The sequence below is a fragment of the Coriobacteriia bacterium genome (genome assembly GCA_014859305.1).
GTDB lineage: Bacteria > Actinomycetota > Coriobacteriia > Anaerosomatales > Kmv31 > Kmv31.
Window position 1 is genome coordinate 1 of the sequence record JACUUM010000017.1, and the last position, 22,746, is coordinate 22,746.

The window sequence follows — 22,746 nt, forward strand, 5'->3', positions numbered from 1 at the left end:
TTGGCGATGAGCTTGTCGACGGCCGTCTCGACGGTCACGGGGTCGACGCCGCCGACGAGCTTCTCGCACGCGAGCCCGACGCAGTCCGAGGCTTGCTGGCGCAGCGTCGCCAGCTCGCTCTCGCGCGCCTTGGCGATCTCGGCCCGGCCCCGCTCGAGCATCTCCGAGACCTCCGCCATCGAGTCCTCGAGGATCGTCTTGCGCTCGCGTTCGGCTTGCTCCTTGCCCGCCCGGACGACCGAGTCGGCCTCGGTCTGCGCCTCCGCGACGATCTCGGCGGCCGAAGCCTCCGCCTCGCCCCACATCCGGTCGGCCTCGGAGTGCTGCGCGCGGGCCGCCTCGAACCGCGCTTCCCGCGCCTCCATCACCCGGATGTACGGCAGGAAGTAGACCTTCCGCGCGACCGCGTAGGTCGCCGAGAAGATCGCCATCACCGATACGATCACAGGCGGGTTGATCTGGTTGAGAGGATTGAGGTCCATCTCAGCCTCCCCCTCCCGTCGCTTCTCTCGATCAGCCGACCTTGCCGGACATGATCAGCGTCACGACCAGGGTGTAGATGCACAGCGCCTCGATGAGCGCCATGCCGATGAGCATCGCCGTGAAGAGCTGCGCCGCTATCTCCGGCTGCCTGGTCATGCCTTCGATGGCCGAGACGGAGATGCCGCGCATGGAGATGGCCGCCGCCAGAGCGCCCACGATGATGGGCACCGTCGCGATGAGAGCCACCAGCACCGTGTTCATTTCCACCGTTCTCTCCTCCCCTTCTCCGGGGCTCGGCGCCCCGGACGGTCTCCGACGTCCTTGCCGGACTCAGACCCCCGCGGGGGCCGTCTCGACCGATTCCTCAGCTTTGCGCTTCTTGAACCTGGACCGCCTCGACGCCTTGGCCTTCTTCTCCTCGTGATGGATCGCCCCCGCTATGAACGACGACGTCAGCAAGGTGAACACGAGAGCCTGGACGAACGCCGGTATCAGGCCGAGAGTGTGCAGGATGAGCGGGATGCCGACGGGCACCATCCCCATGACCAGCACGAGGGTCATGTGCTCTCCTCCGATGTTGCCGAAGAGTCGGAGCGAGAGCGAGAAGACGTCCGTCACCTTGGCGATCCACTCCATCGGGTTCGGCCAGAACAGGTGTTTCACCGCCCCACCGATGCCCTGGAAGATGCCGCTGAACACGAGCGTCCCGAGGACGGCGGACAGCGCCAGCGCGAGCGTGACGCTGAAGTACGACGTCGGAGGGTTGTTCAGCACCGGCAGCGGCAGCACGCCCATCAGGTTCGCGCCGAAGATGAACAGGAAACACGTCGCGAGAAAGGGCGCGACCTGCCTGACGATCCTCGCGCGCTCCTCCCCGTGCCCCATGTCTCGTGCCTTGCCCACGAAGAAGTCCAGGATGAACTCCCCCACGTTCTGGCGCCCCTCGGGCACGTCCTCCGACAGTTCGCGCGAGCCCAGCACCTTGGCCAGCGCGACGAGCCCTACACCGACCAACGCGGCGTTACCCACGACGATGTACGGCATGAAGTGCTCGATGGCGGTCTTCTCCGCCTCCATGGGCGATCCCCTCCTCCCATCAGTGCCAGACGTCCCTGCCCGCCTTGAGCATGCGTGCGGCGACGATGATGCTGCCCACGATGAAGATGGTCGCGTCGACGACGAGCACTCCGGCGACCATGCCCCAGAAGTCGAACACGAAGGGCAGCGTGACGGCGGCCAGGAGCAGCACGGCCTTGGCGCCGAAACGTATGCCCATGTAATGGACGACGTCGCCGAGGCCTACCGTCCCGTGCTCCCCGGAATCCTCGACGGCCCGCTCCCCCCCTTTCACGATCTCCCTGAGCGTCCAGATGTCCACGACGGCTCCGACCAGGACCGCGAACGAGAAGCGCCAGTCGCGGGTGATGATCCCGCCGGTGAGAGCGACACCGGCGGTGGCCCATCGCGCCCAGCCGATCAGCTCGCGTATGAAGCTCCAGGAGTACTCGAGCCGGGATGAGGCCGCCATCCGCCACCACCTCACATGAACTCGCGCAGGCGCAGCATGTCCCGCACGGCGACGAACAAGGCGAACAGCAGTCCGGCGCCGGTGAGGTAGGGGAACCAGCCGAGCCAGTTGTCGGCGAGGTAGCCGAAGAAGCCTCCGGCCACGAGGTAGCTCGGGATGAGCGACCAGACGGCGATCGAGCGCAGGAACTCGCGCGGGATGAGATCCCGGGACAGCAAGCGCGACCGGCCGTCGCCGCTTCGAGCGGTACCACCCATGGCGCACCTTCCTCGGTCGCGCCCGACGGCGCATCCGGCGCTTCGTCCCGTAGAGAACGGGCGATCGTCATGGGTGGTGCGGGCAGGGCAGTCTGAACGGCTTGCGGGTCTGACGGCTCAGGCCACTCGTCCGGTGTTCCATCCGGTCGCTCGACGCTGCGGGACTCGTCGCTTCGGGACCTTCGGACTTGTCCGGTCTTCCTGGTCTGCCATCTTGAATGTACCACTACTTGTGAGGGTTGTCACAATCGTTCTGGATAAAACGGCAGGTCAAGCGCACGCTAAGGTCCGTTCAGATGTTTTCAGGCTCGTTTTTGCTGGCTGAACGAAGATGCACCAGGCTTAGCGCCGAGATGACCAGCCGTTCTCACGGCGGCGAGTGTGGGCGACGGCGGCCGGCAAGGGCAGGCAGGAACGACTTCGTTCGTTCACCGACTGGATCTCGAAGAAGGATCAACGCCATCTGCAAGCAGGGGGCAGGCACGAAGACCCTGGAGCTGGCCGTCCTCAGCACGTCCGCGACTCCGCGCCCAGCCGTTCCGCGAACTCGTCCAGTGGCCGTGACCCGACCTCCCCCTCCGAGCGCTCGCGAACCGAGACGGCACCGGCCTCCGCCTCCTTGTCGCCCACCACGAGCATGTACGGCACCTTGCGCTGCTGCCCCTTGGCGATCTTGACCCGCATCGGCTCGTTCTCGGCGTAGACCTCCACGCGCCCTCCAGCGGCCTCCAGACGCTCCCGAACCTCTTCGGCGTAGGGCAGATGACGGTCGGCTATCGGGATGACCACCGCCTGCACAGGAGCCAGCCAGACCGGGAAGGCGCCGGCGTAGTGCTCGATGAGGATCCCGAGGAAGCGCTCCATGGAGCCGAGCAGCGTGCGGTGGAGCATGAACGGCCGCGCCTCGGTGTTCTCAGGCGTGCGGTAGGTCAGGTCGAACCTCTCGGGGTTGTTGAAGTCCACCTGGATCGTCGCGCACTGCCACTCGCGGCCGATGGCGTCACGCAGCTTGACGTCGATCTTGGGGCCGTAGAACGCGCCGTCGCCCTCGTTGATCGCGTATCGCTTCCCGCGCCTCTCGAGCGCGGCCATCAGCGAGCGCGTCGCGTGGTCCCACTGCTCGTCGGTGCCGATCGCCTTCTCCGGACGGGTCGACACCTCGTGCGCGTAGCCGAAGCCGAAGGTCGCCATCGCCCAGTCGACGAGGTCGAGCATCGCTTCGACCTCTTCGACCACCTGGTCGTTGGTGCAGAAGATGTGGGCGTCGTCCTGCGTGAAGCCGCGCGCCCTCATGAGGCCGTGCACCACTCCGGACATCTCGTGCCGGTACACCGTGCCGAACTCGAACCAGCGCAAGGGCAGGTCGCGGTAGCTGCGGATGTCGGCCCCGTACACGTAGATGTGACCCGGGCAGTTCATCGGCTTGACGGCGTACTCCGAAGTCCTGCCCTCCCCCTCTTCGGTGGTGAAGAAGTACATGTTGTCGCGGTAGTAGTCGTAGTGGCCGGAGATGCGCCACGTGTCGGCCTTGTAGATGTGCGGCGTGATGAGCTCCGCGTAGCCGCGTCGGTACAGCTCGGCGCGCTCCCAGTCCTGCAGCAGGCGCAGGACGCGGGCGCCCTTCGGGTGGTAGAGCGGCAGGCCGGCGCCGGCGGACTCGTTGAACGAGAAGAGGTCCAGCTCGCGTCCGAGCTTGCGGTGGTCGCGCTTCTCGGCCTCCTCGAGGCGGGTCAGGTACGCCTGCAGCTCCCTCGCGGTCGGCCAGACGGTGCCGTATATCCGCTGCAGCATCGGGCGGCTCGAGTCGCCGCGCCAGTAGGCGCCCGCCACCTTCATGAGCTTGAAGTGGGTCAGTCTGCCGGTGTCGGGGACGTGCGGACCCCGGCACAGGTCCGTGAAGCCGCCCTGCGTGTAGAGGCAGACCTGCTCGTCGTCGGGCAGTTCCCCGAGCAGCTCCTGCTTGTAGGGCTGGCCCTCCATCCTGTCTTGCGCCTCGGCGCGGTCGACCTCGGCACGCCGGAACGGCAGCTCCTCGGCGACGATCTCGCGCATCCGCGCCTCGATCCGTTCGAGGTCCTCCGGGGTGAACGGGCGTTCCACCTCGAAGTCGTAGTAGAAGCCGTCCTCGATCGCCGGGCCGATGCCGAGCCTGGCGCCCGGGAAGAGCGACCGGACCGCCTCGGCCATCACGTGAGCGGCCGAGTGGCGCAGGACCTCCAGCGACTCCGGGTCGCGGTCCGTGAGTATCCGCGCCTCGTCCCCCTCGCGAAGGCGCCTGCCGAGGTCGACCACCTCGCCGTCGATCCGCGCCGCTATCGCCGCGGCGGCCAGCCGAGGACCGATCGACGCGGCGAGGTCCCCAACGGTCGATCCCTCGGGGAGGCGCCTCGCGCTCCCGTCGGGGAGCCTGACGGTGATCTCGGGCACGGCTGCCACCACTCCTTCGCGCGATCCCGCGTCCGGGACGGGTCAGGGTACCGGAACGCCCCGTGGCGGCCTCGGCCGCCACGGGGCGCGTCGCGGACGCTACAGCCCCTTATTCTACTGCTTGGTCTTGCAGAAGGGGCACACGTTCCACGCGAGCTTGAGGGGCTTGCCGCACTCGACGCAGCTCTTGCGGAGCTTCTTCATGCAGTACGGGCAGATGAGGAAGTCCTTCTCGACGGGCTTGTGACACCCGGGACAGGTCTCCATGTCCCGGGCGAGCGATATCTCCTTGTGCCGTATCTCGAGGTCGCGCTCGCGCGTGTCGTCGGCATACTCGGGAGGCCGCACGATCATGTAGATGATCCAAGCCGGGATGCCGAGGAAGACGAGGCTGAACACCGCGACGGTCAGTGCCCAGAACCAGCCCATCGCGCCGCGCCGGGAAGCGTCGCGGTAGGTCCAGAAGACGAGCGCGACGCTGAACACGATGTAGAACAGCAGCAGGAGCTGCGAGATGAGCCGGAACGTGTCAGAGTTGGTGATAGGCGCGAACAGATCCGTCAGCTCGCCCATGGACTCCCTTTCCTCCCGCCCGGGCTCCGCCGGGAACGTCGTCCGCTCCTGCCGCAGGGCGACAGGTGATTCTACCATTCCGACGCCACCACCCGCCCCCTGAAGAAGGGCTTGGCGCTGCTGGGGTAGAATGACTCATCACCCCCGCCACCGGGCCTCGTCACGGCGACACGGCGAGTACCCGGGCCCGGTGTAGGTACCCAGGTGTTGGGAGCTTCCCACGCGATGAGACGCAAGATGATGTACGGAAAGATCCACCGTGCGACGGTCACGGGGGCCGACGTCTCCTACGAGGGGAGCGTCACGATCGACGCCGCCCTCATGGAGGCGGCCGACATACTCCCCAACGAGGCCGTATGGATCTGGGACGTGGACAACGGCGCTCGGCTCGAGACCTACGCGATCCCCGGCGCCCGCGGCTCGGGGGTGGTGTGCGTGAACGGCGCGGCGGCGCGCAGCGTGAGTGAGGGCGACAAGGTGATCATCGCCACGTTCGTCGAGATGGCCGACGCCGAGGCCCGCTCCCACCGCCCGACGGTGGTCTTCGTGGACGACCGCAACCGCATCAGCGCAGGGCGCTCCGAGCACGGCGGCCAGACCGGCGTCGCCCGGATCAGGTAGGGAGCACGCCGCTTCCCTGCCCGTCCTCCGGCTCGACCACCTCGACCCGCGCCTCGGCCAGCTCCTCGGGCGTCCGCAGGACGTGGACCGACGTGAACCCCTCCTCGGGCAGGCCCGGCAGCGAGTGGCGCAGGTGGCGCAGCTGCCCCCGTACTGCCGCCACCGGGACCTTGCGCCCGGCCCGGGCCTCGTTGCGCTCGAGGCACAGCTCCTCGGGGAGGTCCAGCACGATGGCGACGGCCGGCCGGCGGTGATGCCGCGATATGGCGAGCAGCTCCGCCCGCTTGTCGGCGGTCACGTTGGTCGCGTCCACCACCGTCAGCCGCCGGTGCTTCAGACGCATCCCCACGATCTGGTACATGAGCTTGAACGCGTCGGCGGAGGCCTTGGTGGGGTCGTCGGAGACGCGCTCCCGCAACTCGTCCGAGGACACCGTCGCCGACGGCCGGAAGTTGCGCGCCGCGAACGACGTCTTCCCGCAGCCCGCGGCGCCTACCAGGACCACCAGCGCCTCGCCGGGCAGCCGGATGACGCCTCGGGAGCGCGCTTGCGACATCGCTATCCCCGCGGTCCCCGCCTCGCCGCCGCCGGGCTCCCAGTCCGCGACCCCCTCCGAGAGCGCGCGGAGCCGGGCGCTCTCCCGGGCGAGAGCCGCCGTCGTAGCGAGGCGAGCCGCCAGCGGGGCGACCGCGACGACGAAGGCCGCGAGCGTGCCCGCGAGGACGTTCCCGGCGAGCATGCGGAACGAGAAGAACGCCGCGCCCACGGCGTTCGCCCCCCCGAGAGCGACGAGCGCCATGCGAACGGAGTCCCGCGCGGCGACGGGACGCGCGTCGGCGAAGGCGTGCAGTGCGGCGCTGGCTGCGAGGAACGACAGTGCCACGGCGTACCCCACGACGTCCGTCACCCTCACGGCTCCGCCTCCTTCCCGTCCTCACCTGCTCGCCCCGCCCCGTCGAAGTGTAGCCGAACGCGGACGACGGACGGCGGCCCGAGGAGGCCGGGGCGGACACGGAGACGCCGCCGGGCGTGCGGGCGGCGCTACGCGGTCGCTCTTCGCACCCTCACGGGCACGCGCTTGAGCGCGGGGATCTTGGACACGGGGTCCAGACGCACGCCGATGACCCGGTTCACCGGGGACCTCGCGTCGTGGATGGACAGGAACACGACACCTGCCGGGGAGCGGCCCGACACACGGACGGGTACCTCCAGCACGCCGCCTTCGCCGGCCACCTCGACGAGGTCGCCGTCGGTCACGCCGAGGCGCTCGGCATCGTCGGGGTGCATCTCCGCCGCCGCGCCGCCCAGCACGGGGCCGAGCGCCGAACGCCGCGTCATCGTGCCCCCGTGGTAGTCGAGCGAGGTGCGTCCGGTCGTGAGCGTCATCTCCATGCCGTCCTGTCCGTCGGGCGACGTGCGCGCCCGCTGGACGTACTCGACCGCGGCGAACTCGCCCTTGCCCCTGGTGAACGCTTCGACGTGCAGGATCGGGGTACCGGGATGGCCGGAGTCCGGACACGGCCACTGTATTCCGCCCTGGTCGAGACGGCGGTAGGAGATGCCGGCGTAGATGGGGGTGACGGCGGCGATCTCCCGCATGATCTCGCGTGGGGAGCGGTAGTGCTCCGGCGCGCCGAGGAGCGTGGAGAGCTCGCTCAGTATCCTCCGGTCCGGCCGCGCGTGACCCGGCGGCGACACCGCCCGACGCAGCCGCTGCACCCGTCGCTCGGTGTTGGTGAACGTGCCGTTCTTCTCCGCGAAGCACGCCGCCGGCAGGACGACGTCCGCCAGCTCCGCGGTCTCGGTCAAGAAGACGTCCTGCACCACCAGGAACTCCAGAGAGGACAGCGCCTCGATGACGTGCGACTGATCCGGGTCGGAGAGCACGGGGTTCTCCCCCATCACGTACATCGCCTTGAGGTCCCCTTCGCGGGCCGAGGCGAACATCTCGACGAGCGTGAGACCGGGCTCGCGGGGCAGGGAGCGGCCCCACATGCTCTCGAACCGCTGCACGGCGCGGGTGTCGGTGACGCGAGCGTAGCCGGGCAGCATGTCCGGCAGGCATCCCATGTCGCAGGCTCCCTGGACGTTGTTCTGGCCGCGCAGCGGGTTCACGCCCGTTCCCGGCCTGCCGACGTTGCCGGTGAGCATGGCGAGGTCGGCCAGAGCCCGCACCTGAGCGGTCCCCGACTCGTGCTGGGTGACCCCCATGCAGTACACGATCGATGCGGCCTCGGCGGACCCGTACGCCTCGGCGGCGCACCGGATGTCCCGTTCGGCCACGCCGGTGATCAGCGAGACGCGCTCTACAGGGTAGTCGGCGAGCCGCTCGCGAAGCCGCTCGAACCCCTCCGTGCGCGAGGCGATGAACGCCTCGTCCTGCATGCCGGCGTCGAGGATCGCCCGCATGATCCCGTTGACGAGCGCCGTGTCGGTACCGGGACGCGGAGCCAGCCACACCTCGGCGTGATCGACGAGGCGGACGCGGCGAGGATCGACCACGACGAGCCGCGCTCCCTCACGCGCGGCACGCTTCAGCTCCAGCGCCACCACCGGGTGGGTCTCGGTGGTGTTGGAGCCCACGACCAGGATCGTCCGCGCGTTGCGCAGGTCCGCTATCGGGTTGGTCATCGCCGCGCTGCCGAACGAGGCGGCCAGACCGGCCACCGTCGAGCTGTGTCAAAGGCGGGCGCAATGGTCGATGTTGTTCGTGCCGATCGCGGTGCGCATGAGCTTCTGGAACAGGAAGTTCTCCTCGTTCGTGCACTTGGCCGACGCCAATCCTCCGATCGCGTCGGGACCGCGGGCTTCGCGGAGGGCTCGCAGCCGGTCCGCCACCAGAGGCAGGGCCTCGTCCCAGCCGACGGGCACCAACTCACCGTCCCGCCGCACGAGAGGGTCGGTGAGCCGCTCGGGGTGTCCGATGAAGCCGAAGCCGAAGCGTCCCTTGCCGCAGAGGTTGCCGCCGCTCACGCCCCTGTCCAGCGGCGAGGAGACGCCGACGACCTCCTGCCCGCGCGTCTCGAGCAGCAGGGTGCACCCGACGCCGCAGTACCCGCAGACCGTCTCCGTGGTCTTCGTCTCCCACATCCTGCCGGCGAAGCGGCGCGAACGGGCGGTCAGCGCACCGACCGGGCACGTGGAGACGCACTGCCCGCAGGACTCGCAGCCCACGTCCGTGAGTTCGCGCTCGAACGCCGTTCCCACGCGCGTCTCGAAGCCGCGACCCACCCAGGCGAGCACCCCCACCGCCTGGACCTCCTCGCATATCCTGATGCACCTGCCGCAGCGCACGCACTTCGCCGGGTCCCGCAGTATCAGCGCGTCGCGCTCGTCCACGGGGGCCTCGTTGCGTTCCCCGACGTACGGCGTCTCCGTCACCTGCAGCTCATAGGCGGCGTCCTGCAACGCGCAGGCACCGTTCCTCTCGCAAGTCATGCACTCCATCGCGTGGTCGGACAGGAGCAGCTCGACTATAGTGCGGCGCAGCTCCAGCACCCTCTCGCTGTCCGTCCTGACGACCATGCCCTCGGCGGCCGGCGTCGAGCAGGAGGCCACGGGACCCCGCGCGCCCTCGACCTCCACCATGCACAGCCTGCACCCCCCCCACGCCTCCAGCCGGGGGTCGTGGCACAGCGTCGGGACCGGGATGCCCGCCTCGCGGCACACCTCGAGGAGCGAGCTGCCCGCGGCGGCGGTGAGGGTGCGTCCGTCGACCTCCAGGGTGACGGTCTCGACCGCCGCCGCCGTACCGGACGGTCCTCGGCCGCTCGCCTTCTGCTCGCCGTCGCTCACTCCTCGTCACCTCCTCGCATCAGGCTCTGACGATGGCCGCCAGCTTGCACTGCGACTCGCAGGCGCCGCAACGGGTGCAGCGCTCCGCGTCTATGACGTAGGGCTCCTTGCGCTCGCCGGAGATGGCGCCGACGGGACAGACCCGGACGCACGCGCCACAGCCGCGGCAGAGCTCGGCGTCCACCACGTACGTCGCCAGCGCCTTGCAGTAGCCTGCCCGGCAGCGCCCCTCCTCGATGTGCTCCCAGTACTCCTGGCGGAAGTACCTCAGTGACGTCAGCACGGGGTTGGGCGCGGTCTGACCGAGGCCGCACAGCGAACCCGCCTTCACCGCGCCCGCGAGACCCTCGAGCAGCTCCAGGTCGCCGTGTGCTCCGCGGCCTTCCACGATACGGGTCACGATCTCGAGCATGCGCTTCGTGCCGATCCGGCAGGGCACGCACTTGCCGCACGACTCCCGCTGCGTGAACTCGAGGAAGAAGCGGGCGAGGTCGACCATGCAGGTCCCCTGGTCCAGGACGACCACCCCGCCGGAACCGACGATCGCTCCGGCTTCGGTGAGCGTCTCGAACGCGATCGGGGTGTCGAGCAGCTCGGCTGGGATGCATCCGCCGGACGGCCCCCCGATCTGCACCGCCTTGCACTCGCCGTCAGGCACCCCGCCGCCGATCTCCTCGACGAGCTCCCGTAGGGTGGTGGTCCCCATGGGCACCTCGACCAGCCCGGCGGTCGTGACTGCCCCGGTCAGGGCGAACACCTTGGTCCCCCGGCTCTGCTCGGTGCCTATCCTGGCGTAGGACTCGGAGCCGTTCAGCACGATCCAGGGGACAGTGGCCAGCGTCTCGACGTTGTTCACGCAGGTCGGCTTGCCCCACAGCCCGCTCTGGGCCGGATACGGCGGCCGGATCCTGGGCATGCCGCGCCGTCCTTCGATCGAAGCGAGGAGCGCGGTCTCCTCGCCGCATACGAACGCTCCCGCCCCCTCCTTCACCCGGACCTGGAACGAGAACCCCGAGCCCATCACGTCCTCGCCGAGCAGCCCGCGCTCCTCGGCCTGCTCGATCGCGTGTCTCACCCTCGTCACGGCCAGCGGGTATTCCTCGCGGACGTAGACGTACCCCCGCGAGCAGCCCACGGCGTACGCCGCGAGCGCCATGCCCTCCAGGACGGCGTGAGGGTCGCTCTCGAGCACCGCGCGGTCCATGAACGCGCCCGGGTCACCCTCGTCGCCGTTGCAGATGAAGTACTTGGGCGAGCCGGCCGCGGCCCGTGCCAGGCGCCACTTCGTGCCCGTCGGGAAGCCCGCCCCGCCGCGGCCGCGCAAGCCCGCGTCGGACACCGTCTGGATCACCTGCTCGGGAGACATGTAGAAGAGACCCAGCCGGAGTGCCGCGTACCCCCCGTGGACGAGCGCGTCGTCGAGGTCCTCGGGATCGACCATGCCGCAGTTGCGCAGGACGATGCGCGTCTGCCTCCGATTGAACGGCAGTTCGTCGTAGGGCAGCGCCGGTGGGCCGGCGGGGGCATCGTCCAGGGGCGTCCCGTCGGGCGAGGACGCGAGCCGGCGGACGACGTCGGCGGCGTCGGTGGGCGCGACGCGCGGGAACAGGACGCGCGCGGGGTCGGCGCGCACGACGGGTCCCTGCTGGCATATCCCGTGACAGCCCGTGCGGACGACGCGGACGCGCCCCTCCCCGTGGACGAGCGCCGCCTCCTCCAGCGCGGAGGCGACCTCCAGCGAGCCGTTCATCGCGCAGCCGGAGCTCGTGCAGACGTACACGGTGACGACCCGCGTGCTCGGGACCCTCTCCACTGCGACGTGCGCGACCGCCCTCACCTCACTCACCCCTCGTCCCGCAGGTCGGTCACGAGTCCGCGGGCCACGCCGGGCGTGGCGGGACCGTACGTCTTCTCGCCGACGATCATCACCGGAGCCAGGCCGCAACAGCCCAGGCAGGCGACGGATTCGAGAGAGACGTCACCCTCCTCGGTGGTCTCGCCGAGTTCCACCCCGAGGACCTCCTGCACCGCCCTGGTGACCTCGGGAGCGCCACGCACGTGGCACGCGGTCCCGTGGCAGATCTTGACGACGACACCGCCGTGCGGCTCGAAGCGGAAGCGCGAGTAGAACGTGGCGACGCCATAGACGGCCGCCGGAGTGACTCCTCGGGCCTCCGCGATGCGGTCGAGGACCTCCTCGGGCAGGAAGCCGAAGATGTGCTGCGCCTCCTGGAGCACGGCGATGAGACCGCCCCGGTCTTCCCCATGCCGGAGCAGCACCTCCTCGAGGAGTCTCGTCCGCTCGTCCATCGCGTGCCTCCTACGCGTCGCCGGCTCGATCCGCCGGCTCATTGCAGATACGAGTGACAATACAGGGTCTCGTTGCTCAGGATGCGCATCGACTTCAGGGCCGCCGTCAGCCCCTCGTCGAGAGGATCCGCGATCATCGCGTCGAGGCCGGCCTGCGCGAGCATCACGGCGTACGCCGCGGCCAGAGGGGTGCGCACCTCCGGCGGGCAACCGTTGTAGATGTTGGAGAGGCCGACGACGGTCTTCATCTGCGGCTCGCTGAGCTGCTTGAACAGCCGGATGGCCTCCAGGGCCTCCGTGGCCTGCTGCTGTGCGACGCAGACGGGCAGCAGCAGCGGGTCCAGGTACACGCGATCCAGCGGCACGCCGAACTCCTGGGCCGCGGCCATGATCTCGGCCGCGGCAGCGACGCGCTCTCCGCAGTCGCGGCTGACGCCCGCCTCGGTCATGGCCAGCCCGATGATGTCCGCCTCGTACTGTGCGGCCAGGGGCATCAGGCGCTCCAGCCGCGCGCGCTCAGCGGAGGTCGAGTTGATCATCGGGCGCTTGCGGCACGCCCGCAGGCCCGCCTCTATCGCCTCGACGTTGGTGGTGTCCAGGCAGAGCCGCACGTCCACGGCGTCCTGGACCGTGTTCACCAGCCACTCCATCATCTCAGGTCCGCCCCTGGTCGCCGGCCCGAGGTTCAGGTCCAGCATCTCCGCGCCCGCTTCCGCCTGCTCGGTCGCGGCCTCCCGGATCGGGACGGGGTCACGTTCCTTGATCGCCGGGCCGATCGTCTTGCTCATCACGTTGATCTTCTCGCCGATGACCAGCATGTCCGCCTCCGCTCACGTCCGCTCGATGTGATCGATGATCCCGCCCGCCAGCGTCCTGACCTTCTCCGCGAACGTCGCGTCGGCGTCCAGCGGTGTCCGCCGTCCGCGGTCCGCCATGCGGATCGCGTCGCTGTCGGGTAGCCACGCGAAAGGCTCGTCGCCGAGCGCCGCGCGGAGATACTCCTCGTCCTCGGCCGAGCGCACCTTGTTGCACACGACCACGACCCGGGGCACGCCGAGGTCGCTCGCGAGCCTGCGGACCGCCCCGGCCGTCGCGACGCTGCGCGACCCAGGCTCGACGACTACGACGAACGCGTCCACGGCGTCCGCCGTCCCGCGCCCGAGGTGTTCCAGGCCCGCCTCCATGTCCATGACGACGACCGATTCCTCGTCGGCCAGCAGCCGGCTGACCACGGCGCGGAGGAAGACGCTCTCGGCGCACATGCAGCCGCTCCCGCCGCGCTCGACCGTGCCCATCCGCAGGATGCGGACGCCGTCGACCTCCACGGAGTAGGCGTCGGGGATGTCGTCCACCTCCGGGTCCAGCCGGAACATCCCGCCCGCGCCCGGCCGTGCCCCGGTACGCTCCTCGATGACGTCGGCCAGATGCGACAGGGGAAGGCAGCGTTCGGCCTCCTCGGGCGTCGCACCCAGGGCTTCGGCGAGGTTCGCGTCCGGGTCCGCGTCCACGGCGTAGACGCGGCGGCCGTCCCGCGCCCAGGTCAGAGCGAGCGCCGCGGCGAGCGTGGTCTTGCCCACGCCTCCCTTGCCTGAGACCGCGATCCTCACCGCTTACGCTCGCCTCCTCTCACAGGCCCGCCGCGTCGAGCACGTCCACGACCCGATGCTCCGCACCCACCGCCATCACGTGAACCCCGTCGCAGCAGGGCTGCAGCGCACGGATGATCTCCCCCGCGATGCGGATGCCGGTCTCGGCCGGCTTGTCCGACTCCTCCAGCCGACGGACGAACGCCTCCGGCACGCGGACGCCCGGGACCTTCTCGTTCAGGAAGACCGCCATCCTTGCGGAGCGGAGCAGCAGGATCCCGGCCAGGACGGGCACGCCGTGTCCCCGCGCGCGCTCCATGAACGCCTCGAACCGGTCCACGTCGTAGACGGCCTGCGTCTGGAAGAAGCGGGCACCCGCGCGGACCTTCTTCTCGAACTTGCGCATCTGGGGCTCCAGCGGCTCGGCCTCCGGGGTCACGACGGCCCCGGCGAACAGCTCCGGCGCCTGGGAGAGCTCGCCGCCTGCCATGTCCCGTCCCTCGTTGAGCGACGAGATCGCCGAGAGCAGCTGCACGGACTCCAGGTCGTAGACGGGGCACGCGCCTGCATGGTCGCCGGCGCGCGGGTGGTCGCCCGTGAGGGCGAGCACGTTGCGCACTCCCAGCGCCCATACGCCGAGGAGATCCGATTGCAGCGCCAGCCTGTTGCGGTCGCGGCACGTCACCTGGAAGACCGTCTCGTGCCCGCGCTCCTGGAGGAGCCCGCACGCGGCCAGCGTGCTCATCCGCATGACGGCTGACTGGTTGTCGGTCACGTTGATCGCCGTCACTCGGCCGCGGAGGCGCTCGGCGACCTCGAGCATCCTCTCGACGTCGACACCCTTGGGCGGACCGACCTCGGCCGTGACCGCGAACCGCCCGCTCTCCAGCGTCTCGCGCAGGCTCACGACGCCTCCTCCTCCTCCTCGCTCCACAGGTCGAGCGTCCCGCACGAGGAGCGCCGAGAGTGGTCCTTTGGCGGCAGGATGGTGTCGATCGAGGAGATGCGCCCGAGGGACTCCAGACGGGCGTGTATGTCCACCCAGGCGCACGGCCTGCGGGGGTCGACCTCGCACATGCCCGCCTCCATGCCGCCGCAGGGGCCGTTGAGGATCCCTTTCGCGCAGCGAGCCACGGGGCATATGCCGGCTGTCTCGCCGAGGACGCAGTCGCCGCAGGCGGCGCATTCCTCGCGCCAGCTCGCCACACCTCGTGCCGCTCCGATGAACAGCGTGTCGAGCACCGGATACACGGGACGGCCGAGCATCTCCGCCATGAGCGCCACGCCGGCTCCGCAGGCCAGCGATCCCACGGCGTCGAGATCCTCGACGTCGAGTTGGGACACGTACTCGGGCTCGCACTGGCGCTGCAGCACCTCGGTGCGGAACCGCCTCTCGCGGCCGTTACCCCCGTCCGCGATGTGCAGGGCGGTCGCCAGCGACTCCACCTCCTTGGCCCCGCCGGCGAGCGAGACGGCCGCGCACGTGTTGCACCCCACGAGCGCCACCCGCTCATGGCCCTCGATCATCCTGCGTATGTCCCCGAGCGGCTTCCTGCGGACGACGATCACGGCGCGTCACCTCCCGCGTGGGCCAGGGTGCCGGGGGCGGCGACGGGATAGCCGAAAGCGGCCGACTCCTCCGGCCGCACCACCAGGCGGCCCTCGAACCCGTACTCCCTCGCGGCGCGAGCGATGCGGCCGAGGTGCGCAACGACCAGGTCCGAAGCCTCGCCGTGAGCGCACTGCCGGCCCAGGCACGGGGCGAAGGTCACCCTGCCGGCGCCCATGTCGAGCGCGGCGAACGCCGCGTTCTCGCTGACCTGCAGCAGGCAGGGCACCACGACGGCGTCCCCGGTCAGCGTGAGCGCCGAGACGGAGCAGGCGAACACGACCTCCTCGCGACCCCGTCCGGCACCCTCCTCGGGAGCAGGCGCGGATCCGCCGGGGAGTCGGGACGGGAGCTCCAGTTGCAGGTACGGCGAGAGCGAGATGGCCTGCGACGGGCACGCCGAGGCGCACGCGCCACACGCCCGGCACTCCTCGGGAGGCATGTACGGGTAGCCGTCCGCACCGACCCGGGGCACCTGGTACGGGCAGACCCTCACACACGTGAGGCAGACCGCGCACTTGGCGGTACTCACGCGCGCGCCGCCGGCACAGGAGAGACAGCGGTGCGCCTCGAGACGCGTCTGGTTCTGGTCGAACCCGCCCTCCACTTCCTCGAAGCAGGCCACGCGCGCCTCGGGGCACAGACGAGAGACCTTCACGCGTCCAGCCAGACGAAGGTGCTCCGCCACCCGAGCCGGCACCTCGCCGAGCGCCGGCGGATCGGCGTCGAGCGCGCGCAGCGGCTCCGTGTCACCGGAGAGCGACGCGTGGACCGCCGCCGCGGCCCGGTGCCCCGAGCCGATCGCGTCCACGACGCGCGCCGGCCCCGACAGCGCGTCACCCGCGGCGTAGATGCCGGGGAGGGTCTCCTGCGTTCGCTCCTCGGTGGAGATGAGCCCGCGCGGGCCGACCTCCGCCTCCAGCCCCTCCAGCTCGGCGGCCTGCCCGACCGCCAGCACCACCGTGTCGGCCTGCAGGAACGCCGTGTCGCTCTCGTCGAACCGGGGGGCGAAGCGCCCGCTCTCGTCGAAGACCGCCACGCACCTCTTCACCTCGACGCCCTCGGCGCCCTGCGTCCCGCGCACGGCCACGGGACCGAAGCCGGCGTGGATCTCCACCCCCTCCTCCTCGGCCTCGCTCACCTCCTGGGCGGAGGCCGGCATCTCGTCGCGCTGCTCGAGGCAGACCATCCGCACGGAGCCGGCCCCGAGGCGCACCGCCGTCCTCGCCGCGTCGACGGCCACGTTGCCTCCGCCGATCACCACCACGGAGCCTTCCAGCTCCGGGGGGCGCCGGTCGTTGACCGAGCCGAGGAACTGCATGGCCCCGACGACGCCGGGCAGGTCCGCGCCGTCCACGGGCAGCAGGCGGCTGGCCTGCAGCCCCGGTGCGAGCACGACCGCCTGGAACGTCTCGACGAGCCACTCCATGTCGATGTCCCGTCCGATCCGGGCGTTCGTCACGGCCCTCACGCCGCTGTCCAGGACGTGCTGGATGTCCCGCATGAGCTGTTCCTTGGGCAGCCGGTACGGGGGGATGCCGTAGCGCAGCATGCCACCGAGCTCGGGACGCGCCTCGAACAGGAACACGCGGTAGCCCAGGCGCACCAGGTCGTACGCGGCGGTGAGCCCTGCGGGTCCGGAGCCCACGACGGCGACCTGCGTGGCCTGTTCCAGCTTCTGCTTCGGTCGAGGATACCGGCCGTGGTCGGCGACCGCGCGCTTCACGGCCGCGATCGCCAGGGACTCGTCCAGCGCGCGTCGCCGGCACGCGTCCTCGCACGGGTGCTCGCACACGCGGCCGCACACGGCCGGCAGCGGGTTGTTCTCCAGGACCACCGCCAGTGCCTCGTCGAAACGGCCTTCGGAGGCGAGCGCGAGGTACCGCGGCACGTCCACGCGGGCCGGACATGCCGCCCGGCACGGGGACCAGACCTCCGTAGGCGGTGACGGCACCATGATCCCATCGAGTCCGAGCATCCCAACCACCCCTAGGCCGTCGTCTGGAGCTGTCTCAGGAACGCGGGTATGTCAGCGGCTTCCGCGGGGCCCACGGTCACTTCCCAGCTGTCGCCGAGGCACTCCGCGAGCTCGCCGCTGATCTGTGCGACGAGCCCGGGGATGATCACCCGCCGGTGCGACAGCCGGTCCGTGACGTCGCTCCCCTTGAGGAAGGCGGCGATGGAATCGGGGACGAACTTGCCCGCCGCCCACGCGGTGAGCACGGAGAGCCCCTCGGCGTCCACCACGCCGAGGTGCGCGGGGATCCCGCTGGCCTCCACCTCGGAGGAGACGATGAAGTACGAGAGCGAGAAGTTCGTAGTGACGAGCAGGGGCGCATCGGCATCCGGCGAGCCGATGTCGTAGACGCGCTGCTCGACCTGCATCGGGCGCTGGGGATCCGTGTACAGGTTCTGCCTGAGCACCAGCAGCGGCAGCATCCGCCAGGGCTCGGCCCCGGAGAGCACGACGATCCCCGCGTACTTGGCGACGTGCGTCGCGGCGTACATCGCCTCGAGCATGGGGTCGCCGCCGGAGTGAAGCGCCGGGAAGGTGATGACGGGGTAGCCCAGCGCCCGGAACTTCCGCTCCAGGGCCGAGCGACGGATGAAGACGAGGTCGCGCAACCCGTCCGCGGCCGTCGCCGAGCCGGGGTCGAGCACGAGGTCCTTGCATCCGGCCTCCGCGGCCCGTTCCGCCGTCGCGGCAAGGGAGGCAAGGTCGCCGGTGCCGCGCAGCGCGAGAGGGCACTCGTGGCGCTTGGCGAGCTCCGCCATCGCGTCCAGGCTCTCCGCGGTGGCCCCGTGCAGCAGCGGCCGGGACGCGGCGGCCTCGGACAGCGCCGCCTCCATCTCCGCCGCGGCCTCCGCGGAGAGCACGAGCGGCAGGTCGGTGAGCGACGAGACGCGCGAGACGACCTCCCGGAAGCGCGCCGCCTCCCCCGAGGACCGCACGACGAGGCAGCTCACCGACAGGTGCTGCTGCACGCGCTCGAAGCCCAGCGAGTCCGCCTCGCGCACCCGGGCCTCGATCTCCTCGTCCGGCGACGCCGCGTCGACGAGCACGCCGAAGGCGGTCGGGTTGACGAAGGTGCGGTCGTGACGGTACAACACCGTCTCCTCGCCCACCTTGAAGGCGCGCTCCCCGACGCCGACGGTGACGCCTCGGATGGGCGGCGCGCTGGCGTCGGAGAGCTCCGCGGCAGCCTCCTCCGACACGTGGGGACAGGCCGTGAGCTCCGCCTGACTGGCGGCGAGCTTCATGGCGAACGCCAGGCAGGTCGGCACGCCGCAGTCCCCGCAGTTGGTCTTCGGGAGCTTCTTGAAGATGTCCAGTCCGCTCAGTGCCATCTCTTCCGTCCTCTCGTCGCGCCCGCCGCAGCCGCGCCGAACCGGTCCTCCCGCCGCTTCAGAACAGCGGGTCCATCGTCAGTGCAGGGTGGCCCACCTCGGTCATGAACTCGAGGACCGCCTCCTCGGTCTCGCCGACGCTCTCGTCGGCGATCATGTCGAGGAACTCCGGCGTGCCCAGCTCCTCGCAGCGACGCTGGAGCTGGGGCCGCAGGGCCTCCTTCAACTCGCTCGTCATCCATGCCACGCGGTGCAGACCGCCTTCGGCCTGGATGAACTTCTTCGAGCTGACGTAGCCTCGCCCGATGCCCATGAACCCCGGCATCTGCACGCCGCCGCCGACCGTGCCCGCCAGGGTGGAGAACTTCATGCCGCACGGCGTCATGCCGGAGTGCTCGCGGTTGACGATCATCACGCCGTTGCACGAGGGCAGGACGGCGACGATGCACATGAAGCAGCCGCAGGACGTCATCGGGTGCTCCATGAGCGAGTAGGCGTTGAAGCGCTCGACGGTGCGGTTGGAACGCTCGTGCACGAACTCGTTGATGCCGGCCCACTGTCCGGTCCGGAGGTCGATGGTCTCGCCCTTGGGCACCGGCTGGTTCGGACCGGAGGGGTTGAGCTCGTAGGAGGCCTTCCCGTCGAGCCAGTTGTACGCCCCGCACAGCCCCAGCCGCTCCGGAGTGATCATGCAGATGTGGTTGGGTGCGAAGCTCTGGCACAGGCTGCAGGAGTAGAAGTCCTCCACCGACTCGTCGGTGAGACCGGCCATCCGCGCGTCGCGGGCCTCGTAGGACTCGCGCGCCTCAGCCATCACGCGCTCGACGTCCTCGGCGCGCGTGAACACCGTCACCTCGACCTTGTCGATGATCGCCGAGAACTCCTCGAGCAGCTTCGCCCGCAGGATCTCGCCGAGGTGCGCCAGCCTGAAGCCCTTCTGGAACGCGGCGTTGGACACGCGCATCCACACCATGTCGCGCTGCCCGATGTGCAACACGCCCTCGGCGTAGTTGATCAGGTGGTGGAACTGGCGCTCGACGACCGGCTCGAAATCGGACTGCATCTTGCGCCCCGCGACCGTGACCAAGAGGCCCAGCGGCAACTTCGACCCGGCCTCGACGCCGTCGAGGTCGGGCCCCTCGACGTGGATGCGGCCGTCGGTCACCTCGCTGGAATCGCGCACGCTCAGCCACTCGAAGGCCGGGGAGCGACCGCCTCCCATCTCGGCGTACGTGTCCTCCTTGCGGATGCGCTCGCCCTCGAAGGCCGGGCTGTAGGCCACCGGGATCGGTATCTCGGTCACCTTGATCTTGAGCCCGCGCACCTCGATGGCCCGCTGCACGATCTCGTCGAGAGGGATGTTCGACACGACGTGCTCGTACGTGCACACGCCCGTCGGAAGGATCTCGGGTATGTCGCTGTCGGCGATCGTCGGGAATCCGTAGGAGATGGCGCCGGCGGCGGTGGCGTACCACTCGTCGGTCACCTCGCCCAGCGCCATGACGAACGCGAAGACGCGGTTCTTGTTGTAGCGCAGGATGCGCTCGTAGTCGCCCGGCGCGATACCGCCGAAGGCCATCGCCGCCCGCGTGGCGAAGCCCAGGGAGTAGATGTGGGCGGTGATCTCCTTGCCGAAGGGGACGAGCCGTGTGTCCCAGCCCAGCTGCACTCCTTCCTCGGCGAGCTGCTCCGCGAAGGACGTGCCGCGATGGTGGCCGGCCATGAACACGTACAGGCCCTTCTCCTGCATCTCGCGAGCGAGCTTCGCGGCGGTCGCCGCATCCGGCGCGGTGCCCGCGACGGCCGCGAAGCCGGGCGCGGAACCGTCCACGAACTCCACGCCCTTGGCGCGCATGATCACGTCGTCGGCGGCTCCCAGCCATATGCCGTCGACCGGAGACGGGCCCGTGACGTACTTGAGCGCCTCCAGCAGCTCTTCGGCGAAGAGCGCCGCGATGCCGGCGTCCAGCGTGCCGCCCAGGTAGGGCAGCCAAACGCGCTCCGCCGGCGCGTCGGGCAGGAGCTCGCGCGCCATGTCCACCACGAGGTCCATGTCCGAGAGGCGTTCCACCTTCTCCCCGCTGAGCCCGTGGATGACGGGCAGGTAGTAGGCGGTGTTGGGGAACTCGATCCGGGTGTCGGCGGACAGCGACTCCTTGGCGGCGGCGACGGCCGAGGCGGCGCGCTCCACGAGCTCGTGGGCGCCGCCGATGGCCGAGGCGGCGATGATCCTAGACATCGAGCTCCCTCCTCATCTGCATGTCGTAGAGGACGCGCTCGGCGGGGACGTCGATGCCCAGGGCCGCCCGCTTGGCGTCGATATGGTCCAGGGCGCTGGTCACGATGTCCGCCGGTTCCGAGATGAACGCGAGCTTGCCGCCGACCTGCCCTTCCCACCCGTCGAGCATGTGCCGCACGACCTCGTCGCTGCCGCCCACCGGGGAACCCACGCCGCCGAAGATGACGTACGCCCCCGATGCGACGCAGTACGTGGCGATCTCGAGGGCCTTCTCGCTGTACCACTCGGGGCAGATGCCCACGGCGGGGAGATCCGAGATGTCCTCGCCCAGGCCGCCCTCCTCGACGACCTCGGAGAGGATCGTCAGGATCCTCGAGTTGTCCACGCAGGAGCCGAGGTGCAGGACGGGCGGTATGCCGACCGTGTCGCACACCTCCCGCAGCCCCGGCCCCGCCGCCTCCATCGTCTCGGGGGCGAGCAGACCGTGCTTGCCGCCGGCGATCGCCGCGCAGCCGGTGGCGACGACGAGGACGTCGTTCGCGATGAGCTCCCGGACGACGCCGACTATGCCGGCATCATGGGGGACCCGCGGGTTGTTGCACCCGACGACGGCGGCGAGACCGCGGATGCGGCCGTTCGCCACGTTGTCGTTCAGCGGCCTGAACGACGCGCGCAGCTTCCCGCCGAGCATGTAGCGGATGTACTCGTGGGAGAAGCCGGCGACGAGCTCGCTCGAGTGTGCGGGGATACGCACCTCGCCTCGGTTCGCGTAGTTGGCGATCGCCGTGCGTACGATCTCGCGCGCCACCTCCAGGGGGCGCTCCTCGTCCAGCTCGACGTGGATGGCCCCTCCGCCCAGCTTCGCCTTCGGAGACGTGCTGATGAGCTTCGTGTGGAAGTGGCCGGCCACCTCGCCGAGGCCCTGGAACACGCACTGCACGTCGACGACCATCACCTCGACCGCGCCGGTCAGGATCGCGAGCTCCTGCTGGAGCGTGTTGCCCGCCGGCGGGACACCCTGCCGCATGAGCACCTCGTTGGACGTGCAGCAGATCCCCGCGAGGTTGATCCCGGCGGCGCCGGCACCCCTGGCGAGCTCGATCATCCCGGGCTCCCGCGCCGCCTGCACGACCATGGTCGACAGGAGCGGCTCGTGACCGTGGATGATGATGTTGACGTGGTCGTCCTTCAGCACGCCGAGGTTCGCCGAACTGCGGAGCGCGGTCGGCGTGCCGAACAGCACGTCCTGCAGGTCCGTCGCGAGCATCGACCCGCCCCAGCCACTGGAGAGCGCCGTCCGCATGGCCGCCGTCAGGATGTTCTCGTAGTCCTGGTCCGTTCCCGGCCCGGTGCGGTGCATCAGCTCCACCACCTCGCGGTCCACGCCGCGAGGCGCGATCCCCAGCTTGCGCCAGATCTCCTGGCGCTTCTTGGGCGCCCGCGCAAGGTAGGCGAGCTCGCCGGTCTGCTTGCCGAACTCGGCGAGGGCGCGTTCGGCGACCTCGCGGGCGAGCGCGGCGACGTCCTTGCCATCCGACTCCACGCCGAGGTAGCCGGCGACGCGGTACAGCTTGACCTCGTCGGCGACGGCCACGCCCTCGAGCCCGCCCTCCGCGGCCGCGCTCAGCGCGATCGCGACGTCCCGCCCGTGGTCGGAGTGGGCCGATGCCCCCGCCGCCACCTTGCGGGCGAAGTTGCGCGCCGCGACCGTGGCAAGGGTGGCACCGCACACGCCGCGCTTGGCCTCCTTGTCCTTGCCCCCGAAGCGGCATGGACCCATGCCGCAGTACTGGCAGCACGCTCCCTCGGCGCCGGTGGGGCAGGGCTTCATCTGCTCGGTGCGGGAGAACATCGTGGAGATGCCCTCACGCTCGGCGACCTCGAGCATCTCCAGGGTCGCGGGGTCGATGCTGCGCGGCCCCGCACCCTCGATCGTCGTCGGCTCGGTCATCTCGTGCCTCCCGTTCCTG

General features: G+C 70.1%; 20 protein-coding genes. 1 reads left to right on the top strand and 19 read right to left on the bottom strand.

The annotated features are described in order from the left end of the window. From IBX62_04310 to IBX62_04340, 7 genes are all read right to left on the bottom strand, one after another. The coding region (locus IBX62_04310) for an ATP synthase F0 subunit B (GenBank protein MBE0476307.1) at positions 1 to 482 on the bottom strand (482 nt) is incomplete at its 3' end. Positions 483 to 513: 31 nt separating this feature from the next. Then, the gene (atpE, locus tag IBX62_04315) at positions 514 to 750 is read right to left on the bottom strand and encodes an ATP synthase F0 subunit C (protein MBE0476308.1); all 237 of its coding nucleotides are present in this window, start codon (positions 748 to 750) and stop codon (positions 514 to 516) included. A gap of 63 nt (positions 751 to 813) precedes the next feature. Then, positions 814 to 1,560, bottom strand: a complete 747-nt coding sequence (locus tag IBX62_04320; GenBank protein MBE0476309.1) for a F0F1 ATP synthase subunit A — start codon at positions 1,558 to 1,560, stop codon at positions 814 to 816. Between the two features lie 19 nt (positions 1,561 to 1,579). Next, entirely contained in the window at positions 1,580 to 2,011 is a 432-nt protein-coding gene (locus IBX62_04325) for a hypothetical protein (protein ID MBE0476310.1), read from the bottom strand. Between the two features lie 11 nt (positions 2,012 to 2,022). Further along, positions 2,023 to 2,268: a hypothetical protein gene (locus IBX62_04330; protein MBE0476311.1), complete on the bottom strand. Its 246-nt coding sequence runs from the start codon at positions 2,266 to 2,268 to the stop codon at positions 2,023 to 2,025. A 507-nt stretch (positions 2,269 to 2,775) separates the two neighbouring features. Beyond that, positions 2,776 to 4,686, bottom strand: coding sequence for a threonine--tRNA ligase (gene thrS, locus IBX62_04335; GenBank protein ID MBE0476312.1), 1,911 nt, complete (start codon positions 4,684 to 4,686; stop codon positions 2,776 to 2,778). 123 nt (positions 4,687 to 4,809) lie between these two features. Then, positions 4,810 to 5,268: a zinc ribbon domain-containing protein gene (locus IBX62_04340; GenBank protein MBE0476313.1), complete on the bottom strand. Its 459-nt coding sequence runs from the start codon at positions 5,266 to 5,268 to the stop codon at positions 4,810 to 4,812. A gap of 225 nt (positions 5,269 to 5,493) precedes the next feature. Here IBX62_04340 and IBX62_04345 point away from each other — a divergent pair, with 225 nt between their 5' ends. Next, positions 5,494 to 5,889, top strand: a complete 396-nt coding sequence (locus tag IBX62_04345; protein MBE0476314.1) for an aspartate 1-decarboxylase — start codon at positions 5,494 to 5,496, stop codon at positions 5,887 to 5,889. On the opposite strand, the gene IBX62_04350 is transcribed toward IBX62_04345, so the two are convergent. The 12 genes from IBX62_04350 to cooS form a co-directional block, all read right to left on the bottom strand. Then, the gene (locus tag IBX62_04350; GenBank protein MBE0476315.1) at positions 5,882 to 6,802 is read right to left on the bottom strand and encodes an AAA family ATPase; all 921 of its coding nucleotides are present in this window, start codon (positions 6,800 to 6,802) and stop codon (positions 5,882 to 5,884) included. The genes IBX62_04345 and IBX62_04350 overlap by 8 nt on opposite strands. A gap of 128 nt (positions 6,803 to 6,930) precedes the next feature. Further along, complete coding sequence (gene fdhF, locus IBX62_04355) at positions 6,931 to 9,612, bottom strand: formate dehydrogenase subunit alpha (GenBank protein ID MBE0476316.1); 2,682 nt, start codon at positions 9,610 to 9,612, stop codon at positions 6,931 to 6,933. A 91-nt stretch (positions 9,613 to 9,703) separates the two neighbouring features. Then, positions 9,704 to 11,434, bottom strand: a complete 1,731-nt coding sequence (locus IBX62_04360; protein MBE0476317.1) for an NADH-quinone oxidoreductase subunit NuoF — start codon at positions 11,432 to 11,434, stop codon at positions 9,704 to 9,706. A gap of 92 nt (positions 11,435 to 11,526) precedes the next feature. Beyond that, positions 11,527 to 11,994 carry an NAD(P)H-dependent oxidoreductase subunit E gene (locus tag IBX62_04365; GenBank protein MBE0476318.1) on the bottom strand — a complete coding sequence of 156 codons (468 nt, stop codon included), beginning with the start codon at positions 11,992 to 11,994 and terminating at the stop codon, positions 11,527 to 11,529. Positions 11,995 to 12,032: 38 nt separating this feature from the next. Next, the gene (locus tag IBX62_04370) at positions 12,033 to 12,812 is read right to left on the bottom strand and encodes a dihydropteroate synthase (GenBank protein ID MBE0476319.1); all 780 of its coding nucleotides are present in this window, start codon (positions 12,810 to 12,812) and stop codon (positions 12,033 to 12,035) included. Positions 12,813 to 12,824: 12 nt separating this feature from the next. Continuing rightward, positions 12,825 to 13,601 carry an AAA family ATPase gene (locus IBX62_04375; protein ID MBE0476320.1) on the bottom strand — a complete coding sequence of 259 codons (777 nt, stop codon included), beginning with the start codon at positions 13,599 to 13,601 and terminating at the stop codon, positions 12,825 to 12,827. A gap of 19 nt (positions 13,602 to 13,620) precedes the next feature. After that, complete coding sequence (locus tag IBX62_04380) at positions 13,621 to 14,487, bottom strand: methylenetetrahydrofolate reductase (GenBank protein MBE0476321.1); 867 nt, start codon at positions 14,485 to 14,487, stop codon at positions 13,621 to 13,623. Beyond that, the gene (locus IBX62_04385; protein MBE0476322.1) at positions 14,484 to 15,149 is read right to left on the bottom strand and encodes a methylenetetrahydrofolate reductase C-terminal domain-containing protein; all 666 of its coding nucleotides are present in this window, start codon (positions 15,147 to 15,149) and stop codon (positions 14,484 to 14,486) included. The genes IBX62_04380 and IBX62_04385 overlap by 4 nt, the downstream gene beginning before the upstream one ends. Then, the gene (locus IBX62_04390; protein ID MBE0476323.1) at positions 15,146 to 17,167 is read right to left on the bottom strand and encodes an FAD-dependent oxidoreductase; all 2,022 of its coding nucleotides are present in this window, start codon (positions 17,165 to 17,167) and stop codon (positions 15,146 to 15,148) included. Before IBX62_04390 ends, IBX62_04385 begins: the two co-directional genes overlap by 4 nt. 11 nt (positions 17,168 to 17,178) lie before the next feature. Next, on the bottom strand, positions 17,179 to 18,537 hold the full coding sequence (locus tag IBX62_04395) for an acetyl-CoA decarbonylase/synthase complex subunit gamma (GenBank protein ID MBE0476324.1): 1,359 nt from the start codon (positions 18,535 to 18,537) through the stop codon (positions 17,179 to 17,181). Between the two features lie 58 nt (positions 18,538 to 18,595). Beyond that, positions 18,596 to 20,776: a CO dehydrogenase/CO-methylating acetyl-CoA synthase complex subunit beta gene (gene cdhC / locus IBX62_04400; protein MBE0476325.1), complete on the bottom strand. Its 2,181-nt coding sequence runs from the start codon at positions 20,774 to 20,776 to the stop codon at positions 18,596 to 18,598. After that, positions 20,769 to 22,727: an anaerobic carbon-monoxide dehydrogenase catalytic subunit gene (cooS, locus tag IBX62_04405; GenBank protein MBE0476326.1), complete on the bottom strand. Its 1,959-nt coding sequence runs from the start codon at positions 22,725 to 22,727 to the stop codon at positions 20,769 to 20,771. Before cooS ends, cdhC begins: the two co-directional genes overlap by 8 nt. Positions 22,728 to 22,746: the final 19 nt, after the last annotated feature.

Coding starts and splice junctions, on each gene's coding strand:
- IBX62_04390 (MBE0476323.1), bottom strand. CDS start 17,167: ATGCTCGGACTCGATGGGATCATGGTGCCGTCACCGCCTACGGAGGTC.
- IBX62_04340 (MBE0476313.1), bottom strand. CDS start 5,268: ATGGGCGAGCTGACGGATCTGTTCGCGCCTATCACCAACTCTGACACG.
- IBX62_04395 (MBE0476324.1), bottom strand. CDS start 18,537: ATGGCACTGAGCGGACTGGACATCTTCAAGAAGCTCCCGAAGACCAAC.
- IBX62_04330 (MBE0476311.1), bottom strand. CDS start 2,268: ATGGGTGGTACCGCTCGAAGCGGCGACGGCCGGTCGCGCTTGCTGTCC.
- cooS (MBE0476326.1), bottom strand. CDS start 22,727: ATGACCGAGCCGACGACGATCGAGGGTGCGGGGCCGCGCAGCATCGAC.
- IBX62_04345 (MBE0476314.1), top strand. CDS start 5,494: ATGAGACGCAAGATGATGTACGGAAAGATCCACCGTGCGACGGTCACG.
- IBX62_04365 (MBE0476318.1), bottom strand. CDS start 11,994: ATGGACGAGCGGACGAGACTCCTCGAGGAGGTGCTGCTCCGGCATGGG.
- IBX62_04320 (MBE0476309.1), bottom strand. CDS start 1,560: ATGGAGGCGGAGAAGACCGCCATCGAGCACTTCATGCCGTACATCGTC.
- IBX62_04325 (MBE0476310.1), bottom strand. CDS start 2,011: ATGGCGGCCTCATCCCGGCTCGAGTACTCCTGGAGCTTCATACGCGAG.
- cdhC (MBE0476325.1), bottom strand. CDS start 20,776: ATGTCTAGGATCATCGCCGCCTCGGCCATCGGCGGCGCCCACGAGCTC.
- IBX62_04370 (MBE0476319.1), bottom strand. CDS start 12,812: ATGCTGGTCATCGGCGAGAAGATCAACGTGATGAGCAAGACGATCGGC.
- IBX62_04360 (MBE0476317.1), bottom strand. CDS start 11,434: ATGAACGGCTCGCTGGAGGTCGCCTCCGCGCTGGAGGAGGCGGCGCTC.